Source organism: Bacillus sp. AL-1R, from assembly GCF_052180195.1.
Classification (GTDB): domain Bacteria; phylum Bacillota; class Bacilli; order Bacillales; family Bacillaceae_G; genus Gottfriedia.
Genome location: NZ_CP197469.1, coordinates 1,873,112 through 1,885,562 on the forward strand (window position 1 = coordinate 1,873,112; position 12,451 = coordinate 1,885,562).

The 12,451-nt window shown below is 36.0% G+C and carries 12 protein-coding genes; all 12 read left to right on the forward strand.

Annotation, left to right across the window (positions count from 1 at the left end; genetic code table 11):
- The first annotated feature begins 15 nt into the window (after positions 1-15).
- The 12 genes from cobA (at position 16) to ACSBO6_RS08885 (ending at position 12,451) form a co-directional block, all read left to right on the forward strand.
- Complete coding sequence (gene cobA / locus ACSBO6_RS08830) at positions 16-801, forward strand: uroporphyrinogen-III C-methyltransferase (RefSeq protein WP_098847931.1); 786 nt, start codon at positions 16-18, stop codon at positions 799-801.
- 1 nt (position 802) lies between these two features.
- Positions 803-1,372, forward strand: a complete 570-nt coding sequence (locus ACSBO6_RS08835; protein ID WP_498844504.1) for a nitroreductase family protein — start codon at positions 803-805, stop codon at positions 1,370-1,372.
- A 15-nt stretch (positions 1,373-1,387) separates the two neighbouring features.
- Positions 1,388-1,945 (forward strand): cob(I)yrinic acid a,c-diamide adenosyltransferase, encoded by a 558-nt coding sequence (cobO, locus tag ACSBO6_RS08840; RefSeq protein WP_498844505.1) that lies wholly within the window; start codon positions 1,388-1,390, stop codon positions 1,943-1,945.
- Complete coding sequence (cobD, locus tag ACSBO6_RS08845) at positions 1,945-3,054, forward strand: threonine-phosphate decarboxylase CobD (RefSeq protein WP_498844506.1); 1,110 nt, start codon at positions 1,945-1,947, stop codon at positions 3,052-3,054. Before cobO ends, cobD begins: the two co-directional genes overlap by 1 nt.
- Before the next feature lie 451 nt (positions 3,055-3,505).
- Complete coding sequence (cbiB, locus tag ACSBO6_RS08850) at positions 3,506-4,474, forward strand: adenosylcobinamide-phosphate synthase CbiB (protein ID WP_098847939.1); 969 nt, start codon at positions 3,506-3,508, stop codon at positions 4,472-4,474.
- Positions 4,475-4,658: 184 nt separating this feature from the next.
- Positions 4,659-5,357 carry a GHMP family kinase ATP-binding protein gene (locus ACSBO6_RS08855; protein WP_180233005.1) on the forward strand — a complete coding sequence of 233 codons (699 nt, stop codon included), beginning with the start codon at positions 4,659-4,661 and terminating at the stop codon, positions 5,355-5,357.
- 214 nt (positions 5,358-5,571) lie between these two features.
- The gene (locus ACSBO6_RS08860) at positions 5,572-6,372 is read left to right on the forward strand and encodes a HoxN/HupN/NixA family nickel/cobalt transporter (protein ID WP_098847944.1); all 801 of its coding nucleotides are present in this window, start codon (positions 5,572-5,574) and stop codon (positions 6,370-6,372) included.
- Positions 6,373-6,947: 575 nt separating this feature from the next.
- Complete coding sequence (locus tag ACSBO6_RS08865; RefSeq protein WP_098847946.1) at positions 6,948-7,187, forward strand: DUF896 domain-containing protein; 240 nt, start codon at positions 6,948-6,950, stop codon at positions 7,185-7,187.
- A gap of 180 nt (positions 7,188-7,367) precedes the next feature.
- A complete protein-coding gene (tkt, locus tag ACSBO6_RS08870; protein WP_098847948.1) occupies positions 7,368-9,371 on the forward strand; it encodes a transketolase in 2,004 nt (667 codons plus the stop codon).
- Positions 9,372-9,561: 190 nt separating this feature from the next.
- Positions 9,562-9,999 (forward strand): sporulation inhibitor of replication protein SirA, encoded by a 438-nt coding sequence (gene sirA, locus ACSBO6_RS08875; RefSeq protein WP_098847950.1) that lies wholly within the window; start codon positions 9,562-9,564, stop codon positions 9,997-9,999.
- Between the two features lie 85 nt (positions 10,000-10,084).
- Positions 10,085-10,297, forward strand: a complete 213-nt coding sequence (locus tag ACSBO6_RS08880) for a YneF family protein (RefSeq protein ID WP_056476721.1) — start codon at positions 10,085-10,087, stop codon at positions 10,295-10,297.
- Positions 10,298-10,699: 402 nt separating this feature from the next.
- Positions 10,700-12,451, forward strand: a complete 1,752-nt coding sequence (locus ACSBO6_RS08885) for an ABC transporter transmembrane domain-containing protein (protein ID WP_498844507.1) — start codon at positions 10,700-10,702, stop codon at positions 12,449-12,451.

The following is a 12,451-nucleotide window of genomic DNA, read 5'->3' on the forward strand; positions in this document are numbered from 1 at the left end:
GGAAGGAGCGAGAAAATGACAAATGGAAAAGTGTATCTTGTTGGTGCTGGTCCGGGAGACCCTAAGCTGATCACAGTTTACGGGATGGAGTGTATCCAACAAGCGGATGTAATTTTATATGACCGTTTAGTAAATGAAGAACTGCTTAAGTATGCAAAGGCGGAGGCAGAGTTGATATTTTGCGGAAAACTGCCAGGGAAACATCAACTCATTCAAGATCAAATTCATCAGCTGTTAATTGAAAAAGCTAGTCAGGGAAAGACAGTCACTAGATTAAAAGGAGGAGATCCTTGCGTTTTCGGCCGTGTCGGTGAAGAAGCGGAAGTTCTTGTAGAACATGGGATTCACTATGAAATAGTACCGGGGATTACAGCTGGTATTGCAGCGCCTGCTTATGCAGGAATTCCGGTAACCCACCGCGATTTTGCTTCCACTTTCGCGATTGTCACTGGCCACAGCCGTGCAGAAAAGGATGGGGATCAAATAAATTGGTCAGCTCTCGCTCAAGGAATCGATACGATTGCCTTTTATATGGGAATTGGCAATTTACCTTATATTGTTTCGCGATTAATAGAGAATGGAAAAAGTCCTGATACGAAAGCCGCCATTATCCAATGGGGTACCACAGATAAGCAGAAAACGGTGACCGGAAGTTTAAAGGATATCGAAGTACTGGTACTAGAAGCAGGGATTACTCATCCAGCGATTGTTCTTGTAGGTGATGTGGTAGGCCTTCGCGAGAAAATACGCTGGTTTCAAGAAACAGAAGAAAAACAATTAGTTGGGATAGGGAGGGGCTAACATGTCGATTTTAGCAGAAATCAAAAACCGAAGAGCGATCCGTGATTATGCACCTCAAGAGGTCGAGGACGAAAAGATTCACACCTTATTAGAAGCAGCGACATGGGCACCGAATGACCGAATGCGTGAACCATGGAGCTTTTATGTAATTAAAGGTGAAGCAAAAAAACGCTATGAAGCGTTAGCCTATGAATATTTACAAGAACGCTTTCCAACGAAACCAAATTTAATTGAAAGCTCCTTAAAGGTATTAAAAACAACACCGGTCCATATTGTCGTTACCGCTGACATCGTTCCAGACGATGAAGAGGCATCTGCTGATAATGAATATGCCGTTTGCTGTGCGATCCATTCGATGTGGCTTACCGCTAAAGAGTTGGGATTAGGTCTTGTCTGGCGGACAAGAGGAGTCGGTCTTGTGCGTGACCAACGAATGTATGAGTTTATTGGCTCACCCGAAAACAAGAAAATCATCGGAAATTTGTTTATCGGTTATCCTGATCTAGAAGTAATAAAAAAAGCGAAGGTGCCGATTCGGACATCATTTGAAGAAAAGACAGTCTGGCTGTAACAAGGAGTGAAGCGGATGGAAGAAATCACAAAAAACAAAGCTAAGAGCGGCCTTACATTAGTATACACAGGTGATGGAAAAGGAAAAACGACGGCTGCTCTTGGGCTCGCAGTTCGTGCAGCAGGCAGGGGGAAACGGGTGGTGATGATTCAATTTATTAAATCCCCTGAACGAACATATGGGGAAAAAATTACGTTTGAAAAATTAGGGATTGAAATCGTGCAGACAGGAATCGGCTTTACATGGACGAAAACACCAGAGGAACATCGGGAAGCTCTAAAAACTGCGTGGTCTTTTACGAAAGAAAAGGTTCAATTTGGAGGCTATGATGTTGTCATTTTAGATGAATTAAATAATGCTCTGGCGATTGATAAATTCCTAATAGACGATGTACTTCCGTTAACAGAAGTAATTGAGTTGATTCAACAGCGCCCTAAGGGAATGCATTTAGTAATTACCGGACGATCAGCCAAAGAAGAAATCATTGCTTGTGCGGATTTAGTAACCGAAATGAAGCCCGTTAAGCATTATTATAACGAAGGAATTCCTGCCGTGAAGGGAATTGAATTTTAATGGTCTATATTGAAAAATTTGGACATGGTGGGGATTTACTGACAGCCCAACAATTGTTTCGTAAAGATCCATCTCAGCTCCTTGATTTCAGTGCGAATATCAATCCTCTTGGCCCACCTACTTGTTTATTGAGGTTGATAAAGGAGCAACTAGAATCGATTGTTCATTATCCCGATCCCGCACATCGTGTTCTTAAACAAAAGTTGGCAGAAAAACACTTTGTTTCACCAGAACAGATTTTGATCGGAAATGGAGCAGCAGAATGTATCGCCCTTGCGATATTAGCCTTGCAGCCAGAAACAGTGGGAGTCGTATATCCTTGCTTCTCGGAGTACGAACAGCTAGCTAGAGCTTATGGTGCTACCATCAACCCAATTGTTGGCAAAGAAGAAAATGATTTTAAGCCTAATAGGTCAGAATTCCTTCAATTAATAGCGAAAACCGATCTTGTATTTGTGGGACATCCTAACAATCCTACTGGTGTCACATATTCGAAGGAAGAGCTTGTCGAGATGGCAGAACAGGCAAAGAAGACAAATACATATTTGATAATAGACGAGGCATTTATAGATTTTCTACCAAACGAATCAAGAATCACTTTGCTTGAGGAATTGCAAAGTTGGAAACAAGTAATCTTGGTTCGATCGATGACAAAGTTTTATGCAATCCCCGGTCTTCGGCTCGGTTATATGGTGGCTGAACCATCCCTGATCGTAAAGCTACAGGCGAAACAAGTAACTTGGAGTGTCAATCAAATGGCCCTATTGGCCGGAGAAGCGGTCCTAAACGAAAAAGTATACGAGGAAGAAACGATTACCCTAATTCAAAAGCAAAGAAGCTATGTCAAAACAGCCATTGAAGAGAAGCTTGGGTGGAAGGTTTTTCCGGGACAAGCGAATTTTCTGTTAGTTAGGATAACAGCTGGCATTACGGCAACTGAATTACAGTGGCGCATGGGTCATAAAGGAATTTTAATCCGTTCCTGTAACATGTATCCGGGACTAACGGATCAAGATTTTCGGATTGCGATTCGTACAGAAGAAGAAAATCAATGCTTGATTCAAGCTTTAATTGAAGTAAGCAAAGAGGTTAATCCATTATGTCCCTAATTTATGTCATTATTTCCGCAAACGCTTGGCTTTCTTTTATGAAAGCCGAGTCCTTTTTGATGCAGTCGGAGTTCAAAACCGATCAAGAAATAAAAAGAAGCATTGATAGCCATAAGAAACTTACGTCCAACTGAATGAGGCGTATTACAAGAGCCGGAACCCACTTTCGTTCAAGTTTTTCTTTCAAGTATACGATCTTATTATAGTTGGTTATATTTCTTCGTTGGCTGTCTAATCATCTCATGTGGTTAACTGAAAAGGAACTGGTAGAAGAAAACCAGAAAACCAGAAAACCAGTTTAATAGAGGAAGTGAATCTTTTGATTATGGTGATTCAAGAAAATCATCTGCATGTGATTAGCGTTACTAATGAGGTAGGAGCGGATTGCTAAATAGCAGCTGTTATGATGACACATGTGAAGCAGCAAGGAATCAGGAGGGCTTAGAATTCGATGTTAGTTCATGCCATTTATATTGTTTTTGCTTATCTTATTGATCGAATCATTGGTGACCCTCGAATACTGCTACATCCGGTGGTCATCATTGGAAAGTTTATTAGTCGTTTGGAAAAAGCGATTCGTTTTTTCACCGTAAAGGAAAAGTATATGAAACTGGCAGGACTCTTATTTCCTATTTTAATTGCTGGTGGAAGCTATTTAATAATTACTTTGGTTCTTTACGGTCTTGATCAGTTAAATCACGTCTATTCAGTCATTGTGGAAATCTGGTTAATTTCAACGACGATCGCGACTAAAGGTTTGGCTGATGCAGGGTTGGAAGTATTTCGCCATTTGAAAAATCAGGATTTAAGAGCTGCACGAAAAAGTCTGGGAATGATTGTCGGAAGAGATACAGAAAACCTTGAGGAAAGTGAAATTTCGCGCGGGGCAGTGGAAACCGTAGCCGAAAACATCGTTGATGCCATTATATCACCATTATGCTTTGCCCTTATCGGGGGTGCCCCACTTGCTATGTTTTACCGAGCGGTTAATACGTTAGATTCCATGGTTGGATATAAGAATGAAAAATATCAAAATCTAGGCTGGGCATCGGCCCGACTAGATGATCTATTAAACTATTTGCCTGCACGGTTAACATTTGGAATGATGCTGCTTGCTTGTTTGATTAAACGACTCGATGTACTGGGCGCTTGGAAAATGATGAAACGCGATGCGAAACTTCATCCGAGTCCAAATAGCGGTTACCCAGAGGCGACAATCGCAGGAGCGCTTCAAATACAACTTGGCGGAACGAATTATTATTTCGGTAAAGTCTCAGAACGGGCAAAAATGGGTGAACCATTACGGAAGATTAAAGCAGATGATATTTTACTTACAGTAATAGTTATGAAAACTACTTCCATCATTTGTGTAGTGTTATTTATGTTACTTTCGATATTAGTAGAGCTGGGAATGAAGTAGGGGGATAGAAGTCAATACAATGAAAATAGGTAGAGGAAGTTGCAATGGAACATTTGGAGAATTGGTCCAAGGTATCATGGAAGAGCGTCCGTTTTTAATCACTTTCCCAATCGAGAGTTTACGAAGTGAGGCTAGATTTGTTCCAGACACAGCCACCTCCAGGATAAGGGGGGTAAACTCCAAAATGAAAGCGAAAAAAGCGGGGGAAAGCTTACTCCAACTTTTTGCAATAAGAGGAGGCGGGTATCTCGAAATACATTCCAATATCCCTTCCGGTAAGGGCATGGCTAGCAGTTCGGCGGATATTGTTGCTACATTAAGAGCAATTGCTGACAGCTATAGTATTCCTCTCACAAATGAAATAATCTCGATGATTGCCGCAAAAGTGGAACCTACCGACGGGGTAATGTATGAGGATGTCGTGGTCTATGAATATATTTCCGGTCAGCTAATCGCAAGCTTTGGGACCTTGCCCCCATTTATCCTCGTTGGTATTGATCTTGGAGGTATGATCAACACAATAGAGTTTAATGAAGTTCCGAAAGTATACAGCCAGGACGATCAACAACTATTCATTAAAGCTATTGATCTAGCTAAAAGAGGGTTTAAGGAAAAAAATATAACGTATATTGGTGAGGCAGCAACCCTCAGTGCACGGGTAAATCAAAAATTATTGCCAAAACCTGTTTTTCCTCTATTAGATCAGTTGGCTAATCGCTATCATGGCGGAATCGTTGTCGCCCACAGTGGAACGGTCGCTGGTATTTTACTAGATGGAAATCTTCCAAACAGTGAATTGGTGGTTTCACACTTAATTAGGGAAATGTCACTCGCTTATAAGGGTGTACCGATAAATTTATTTCTTTATGAAAGCAAGGAATAGGTAATATTTTGAATAATTCAAAAAGTTTGATTTCAAAAAAGGGGCTACGTGTTTAGTCAAGGGGCTTGTATAAATGGATCATCTTTAATCTCGGGGTGGTAATTACAGACATCATAGTTTGTCTACTATTTGTACGTCCTAAAAAAATCCTTAATCTGTCAGTTAGGATTGTTTTTTTTATGTTGCAACTGTTTAAAATAAGGAGGAATTTTTTATGGAAACTATATCATTGTATTTACTTGTTTTTGTATTGGGGCTTCGACATGGGCTGGATGCTGATCATCTTGCCTTTATTGATGGACAAACTCGTTATAATTGGAGAATGGGCAGTTCGTTTGCTCGTTGGGTAGGGACATTATTTTCATTCGGACACGGAGGAATGGTTGCACTAACAGCAGGTATTTTAGGAATGGTGATAGAGAATTTTTCATTCCCAGCTTATTTTGATAATATTGCATCTTGGGTATCGATTACTTCTTTATTCCTTATTGGAACGTTAAATACATATAATCTTTTACGGACAAGAAACAATCAAGAAGAGTTTCAACTAAGCGGACTAAAAGGAAAGTTTATACCAAAAATTGCCAAGGGGACGACAAATCCTTTTCTAATTATTTTAGTAGGTGCTTTATTTGCCTTGGCTGCAGAGACAGTAAGTCAAACAGCAGTCTGGTCCTTAGCAGCAGGAAATGTTAGTGAATATACACCTTTAATATTAGGATTAGTTTTTATGTTTGGGATGATGATTACGGATACAATTGATTCGATGATTGTCTATAAAATGGTGAACCAGTCCAGTAAAATCGGTCAAACTGCGTCAAGAGTAATGGGTTGGGTGATTGTCGTCTTGGCATATGGGGTTTCCTTCTATCTAGCATTTACATTTTTTAACCCATGGGCAGAACTAGATTTCGAAATCGTAGGAGTCATTCTTTTCATTTTCTTAGTCTCATCATTTATCTTTATAAGTGTTTATTCCAAAAAACAGAAACAAGAATTAAATACTACGAATTAATTAGATAAGCTAAGACTATTTTTATAGATAGTGACAGAGCTCTTTTGTACGGCCGACAAAACAATCATATTGTATTAGTATTATGTATTAGTTTTGCTATTTTCATTTAAATTTGTCTATAAAGCTAAGATAAAATGGTCTTATTTTTTTTATTAACAAGTAAATATATTATTAAATAGTAAATTTTTTTAGTTGGTAGAGAGTAATTGAAATTACTCGAAATTGTAAGATTATGTAAAAACGAACTTACATTTGAAGAAAAAATTGCAGCTACCCTAAATAGGATTTGGATTTAACGTTACAAAGGCAACTGTTAATAGAAAGTATAATGGACAGACGAAAGTAATCTCCAATATTGAAAGCTAATGCAATTTATTGTAAGATGGGATACATTGAATAGATATCAGACACTAACGAACGCTTTCTTCATTTCAAAAGTTTACTTAGTGGATCTTTTGCCTCTGTTTAGTTAGCGAGAGTTTTTCGCTTAGAAAGAACATAGATCTAGTCGTCAGATATCAAAGTGATGGAACTAACAATAAATAGATAAGATACAAATAAAGGAGAGGTTACTAATGGTTACTAAAAAAACATTAGATAGAATAAATGCATTATCAAAAAAGGCAAAAGAAGTAGGGTTAAGTCCTGAAGAGAAAATTGAACAAGATCAATTAAGAAAAGAATATTTAGCTGATTTCCGTTCTCGTATGATGGATGAATTAACTTCACTTAAAATTGTCGATGAAAAAGGGAATGATATTACACCTGCTAAGTTAAAATATGAAAAAGCAAAGCGTAAAAATAACTTACATTAAAATAAGGTTTAACAATTTAATATTTCGTGAAAATAACAGAAAAAAGCAGACGAATGTTCTGCTTTTTTCTATTTCTTGGTAAGAATTTCTTAAAAATGTCAAAATTAAGTGTTAGTTATTGTAATAAATCATGGTAAATTATATGATAATATCTATGAATAAGCTAAAGGAGCGAAAATTATGTCTAATAATATTGAACAATTAGCAATTAATACGATTCGTACATTATCAATTGATGCAATCGAGAAATCAAATTCTGGCCACCCAGGGATGCCAATGGGCGCTGCACCGATGGCGTATGCATTGTTTGCAAAATTTATGAATCATAACCCAAAAAATTCAAAATGGTTTAACAGAGACCGATTTGTGTTATCTGCAGGGCATGGTTCAATGTTACTATATAGCATGCTACATTTATCAGGCTATGAAGTTTCAATTGAAGATATTAAAAACTTCCGTCAATGGGGAAGCAACACGCCAGGACATCCTGAATTTGGACATACACACGGTGTTGAAGCTACAACAGGTCCATTAGGACAAGGTATAGCAATGGCTGTTGGGATGGCTTTAGCAGAGCGTCATTTAGCAGGTACATATAATAAAGAAGATTTAAATGTAGTTGACCACTTTACATACTCAATTTGTGGTGATGGAGATTTAATGGAAGGTGTTTCTGCAGAAGCAGCTTCATTAGCAGGACATTTACAATTAGGTCGTTTAGTAGTTCTTTATGATTCAAATGATATTTCACTAGACGGTGAATTAAATCGTTCATTCTCTGAAAGTGTAGAAGACCGTTTTAAAGCTTATGGATGGCAAGTTATTCGAGTAGAAGATGGTAATAACTTAGATGAAATTACTGAAGCGATCCAAAAAGCGCAAGAAGAATTATCAAAACCTACTTTAATCGAAGTGAAAACAACAATCGGTTACGGATCTCCGAATAAATCTGGTAAATCAAAATCTCACGGTGAGCCATTAGGAAAAGAAGAAACAATTTTAACAAAACAAGCGTATGCTTGGGGTTATGAAAATGCATTCCATGTTCCAGAAGAAGTGTATGCGCATTTTAATAAAGTAATTGTTGAAGCTGGTGCAAAGAAAGAAGCAGAATGGAATGCTACTTTTGCAAAATACGAAGAAAAATATCCTGAATTAGCAGCTCAATTAAAGAATGCAATTGAAGGTAATATTACTGTAGATTTAGAAACAGTATTACCGAAATATGAAGTAGGTAAAAAAATTGCGACGCGTTCATCTTCAGGTGAAGCAATTAACGCAATTGCAAACGTACTACCTAGTTTCTTTGGTGGATCTGCTGACTTAGCTGGGTCTAATAAAACGTATATGAATGGTAAAGGTGACTTTACGAGAGAAAGCTATGATGGACGTAATATTTGGTTTGGTGTACGTGAATTTGCAATGGGTGCAGCACTAAATGGTATGGCGCTACATGGTGGTGTTCATGCGTTTGGCGCAACATTCTTTGTATTCTCAGATTACTTAAAACCTGCAATTCGTTTAGCTGCTTTAATGAATTTACCAGTTACTTATGTATTTACACATGATAGTATCGCAGTTGGTGAAGACGGACCTACTCATGAACCTGTAGAACAACTAGCAGCATTCAGATCATTACCTAATTTAAATGTCATTCGTCCAGCAGATGGAAATGAAAGCTCTGCAGCTTGGAAAGTGGCAGTAGAAGCTAAAGATGCACCTACAATGTTAGTATTGTCTCGTCAAGATTTACCAACATTAGAAGGGACAACTACTGATATTTATAACAAAGTTTCCAAAGGTGCTTACGTTATTTCTCCTGCAAAACAAGATAAAATTGATGTTGTCTTAATTGCAGCAGGTAGTGAAGTACAATTAGCAGTTGGGGCACAAGAAAAATTAGCAGCAGAAGGAATTTCCGCATCAGTTGTTTCGATGCCTTCAATGGACTTATTTGAAAAGCAATCTGAAGAATATAAACAATCAGTATTACCAAAAGAGGTTACAAAACGTGTAGCCGTAGAAATGGGTTCTTCATTCGGTTGGCATAAATATGTAGGATTTGATGGAGAAGTTATTTCAATCGATACATTTGGCGCATCTGCTCCAGGTAACTTATTAATGGAGAAATTCGGATTTACTGTTGATCACGTTGTTTCAGCAGCAAAAAAAGTTTTAAAATAAGGAATAAGATGGGAAAAGTAGGGAAAGAATTTTAAATTCTTTTCCTTTTTCCTAAACCTTTTTCAATATAATGCTTTTTTAAAGATTTTTCGACAAAACTAGTTGATTTTCACTCCTTTAAAATGACAAATATTTTGAATGGAATTATATATAATCTTCCTTACAGATAGTTGTTGGGAGTGGACAAGATATGAGGGAATATAAAATTTTTTTAATTCGAGAACCACTGTCTATAGAATTTTATGGGAAAGAGCATAAAATATATCAACTAGTATATGAGTATTATTATTCATCTATTGATTTAAGGAAAATAATCGAAAAACAATTAGAATATATAACAGAACCAATACCATTATTCGAGCTACATACATTTATTCGCAAATTTGATTCTCAACAGATTTACTTTTATGAGGAAACTGGAGAGTATCTTCTCGAACTTGTTGATGGTGCTAAAGCTCAGCTAAAACTTTATCCTCACGAACTTATTTTATATGCAGAAGGATCTTTAGAGGCAGAAACAATATTCTTTGAGCTATTAAGAAAATTTCGTTCAACATTCATTGCTATTGATGTGAAGGATCAGCGATTTGGCTGGCTACGACCTATCGCCTATCAAAAGTATATTTAAACGATTAAATTGCAGTTTGCTCTTGTATAAACTGGTTAGTTTTAGTAAAATTGTTTCTAGATGATTTTAAGGAGGAAGCAATAAAATGTGGGTATACTTTCTAGTCGGCATCTTAGCATTAATTGCAGGTGTAGCGATTGGATTTTTCATAGCTCGTCAATATACAATGAACTACCTAAAGAAAAATCCACCAATTAATGAACAAATGTTAAAAGTAATGATGGCTCAAATGGGACAAAAACCTTCACAAAAGAAAATTAACCAAATGATGAAGGCTATGAACAACCAAACAAAATAATAAAACCTTTTAAAATATAAGGCTTTATAGCTTGTTATGTAATAAATATTGAACATTTTCTATTTAGGAAACAGTATTTATAAAATCCTTCATTAAGAATTTGTAATTATTTAAATCATGAATCATTTTACGAATCAGAAACCACTTATTTTATTGGAATTTTCCAATAGTAAGTGGTTTTTATGTTTTTAGTGGAATATTTAAATTGAAGCAAGTTTCTATTTTTTGTCATTCTAGTTCATTTTAAAGAATCTCATAAATGTAGCTGTACCTTAAATTAACAACCATTTTGAATGAGCAGATAATTAAGAATAATTTAAATTTTATGTTATAATGAACACTATGTTTTGAGTTTTCTAAAAATTATAAATTTAAGTTTAGTAGCATTGCGGGGGTGAAGAAATGTCAGTTTTTAAAGATTTGTTTTGGTTTTTTAAACAAGAAAAAAGAAGTTATGTATGGGGTATATCTCTATTAGTAATCGTTGCAATTTTAGAGCTACTACCTCCGAAGGTTATTGGTTATGTAATTGATGAAATGATAAAAAACTCACTTAATAGTAAAAATTTACTTTTTTGGGTAGGTTTAATTTTTGTTAATGGGTTGCTTCTTTATGCATTTCGATATTGGTGGAGGAGATTAATATTTGGCTCTTCTTTAAAATTAGCCAGACAGCTTAGAGATGATTTATATAATCATTTTTCGAAAATGTCTCCGTCTTTTTATCAAAAAAATAGAATTGGAGATTTAATGGCTCATGCAACGAATGATGTTCAAGCTGTACGTGAAACAGCTGGGGCTGGGATTTTAACTTTTGTTGATTCGATTATTTTAGGTGGATCGGTACTAATTATGATGGCAGTTTCAATAAGTTGGAAGTTAACGCTTATTAGTTTATTGCCATTACCGATTATGGCCATTTTGACTCAATACTATGGTAAATTATTGCATCAACGTTTTCATCTAGCGCAAGAATCATTTTCAGAATTAAATAATAAGGTTCAAGAAAGTATGAGTGGTTTAAAGGTTATTAGAAGTTTAGGGCAAACAAAAGAAGATGTAAGTGCTTTTAAAAATCAAGCGGATTTAGTAGTGAAATATAATATGAGAGTTGCCAGAATTGATGCTCTTTTCGATCCAACAATTATGTTAGTTGTTTCGATTTGCTATATGATTGCGGTTGTGTATGGTTCTAGATTAGTAATTGCAGACGATATTACTGTAGGGCAATTAATTACATTTGTTACTTATTTAGGTATTTTAATATGGCCAATGCTTGCAATAGGTTGGTTATTTAATATTGTCGAAAGAGGACGCGCTTCTTATGATCGAATACGATCTTTACTAGCTGTTGAACCTGAAATTAAAAATAAAAAAAATGCGTTAGAAAAAATTCCGATGGGTGAAATTACGTATTCAATCGATTCATTTAAGTTTAATGAAGAATCAAATTTTGAATTAAAGGATATTTATTTTAATGTTCAAGAAGGCCAAACAATTGGAATAGTTGGTAAAACCGGTCAAGGAAAAACAACTCTTTTAAAACTTCTACTTAGAGAATATGAAGTAGTAAACGGGAGTATTGCAGTCGGGGATTTAGATATTAAAGATACAACTTTATTATCATTGAGATCTCATATTGGTTATGTACCTCAAGAACATTTCTTATTTTCAACTACAGTTAAGGAAAATATTGCGTTTAGCCAAATTGATTCTTCAATCGAAACAGTACACAAAGCTGCCGAGATTGCGAATATTCATGATGATATTTTAGAATTCCCATTAGGCTACGACACGATTGTTGGAGAAAGAGGGGTATCATTATCTGGTGGCCAGAAACAAAGAATTTCAATCGCTAGATCTTTAATTAAAAATCCTAATATTTTAATATTAGACGATTGTTTATCTGCGGTGGATGCTAAAACGGAGGAAAAAATATTACAATCTTTAAAAGATGAAAGAAGTGGAAAAACAACGTTTATTACTTCTCATCGCTTGAGTGCTGTCATGCATAGTGATTTAATCATCGTTTTAGATGAAGGAAAAATTATTCAAAGAGGTACGCATGATCAATTGGTTCAAATAGATGGTTGGTACAAAGAAATGTTTGAAAGACAACAACTAGAAGAACTTGTAGAGCAAGGAGGGAGATAA

Bases quoted from the DNA above. Each gene is read 5' to 3' on its own strand.
- cobO (WP_498844505.1), top strand. From the start codon at position 1,388: ATGGAAGAAATCACAAAAAACAAAGCTAAGAGCGGCCTTACATTAGTA.
- ACSBO6_RS08835 (WP_498844504.1), top strand. From the start codon at position 803: ATGTCGATTTTAGCAGAAATCAAAAACCGAAGAGCGATCCGTGATTAT.
- tkt (WP_098847948.1), top strand. From the start codon at position 7,368: ATGTCTAATAATATTGAACAATTAGCAATTAATACGATTCGTACATTA.
- ACSBO6_RS08865 (WP_098847946.1), top strand. From the start codon at position 6,948: ATGGTTACTAAAAAAACATTAGATAGAATAAATGCATTATCAAAAAAG.
- cobD (WP_498844506.1), top strand. From the start codon at position 1,945: ATGGTCTATATTGAAAAATTTGGACATGGTGGGGATTTACTGACAGCC.
- cobA (WP_098847931.1), top strand. From the start codon at position 16: ATGACAAATGGAAAAGTGTATCTTGTTGGTGCTGGTCCGGGAGACCCT.
- cbiB (WP_098847939.1), top strand. From the start codon at position 3,506: ATGTTAGTTCATGCCATTTATATTGTTTTTGCTTATCTTATTGATCGA.
- ACSBO6_RS08855 (WP_180233005.1), top strand. From the start codon at position 4,659: ATGAAAGCGAAAAAAGCGGGGGAAAGCTTACTCCAACTTTTTGCAATA.
- ACSBO6_RS08860 (WP_098847944.1), top strand. From the start codon at position 5,572: ATGGAAACTATATCATTGTATTTACTTGTTTTTGTATTGGGGCTTCGA.
- sirA (WP_098847950.1), top strand. From the start codon at position 9,562: ATGAGGGAATATAAAATTTTTTTAATTCGAGAACCACTGTCTATAGAA.
- ACSBO6_RS08885 (WP_498844507.1), top strand. From the start codon at position 10,700: ATGTCAGTTTTTAAAGATTTGTTTTGGTTTTTTAAACAAGAAAAAAGA.
- ACSBO6_RS08880 (WP_056476721.1), top strand. From the start codon at position 10,085: ATGTGGGTATACTTTCTAGTCGGCATCTTAGCATTAATTGCAGGTGTA.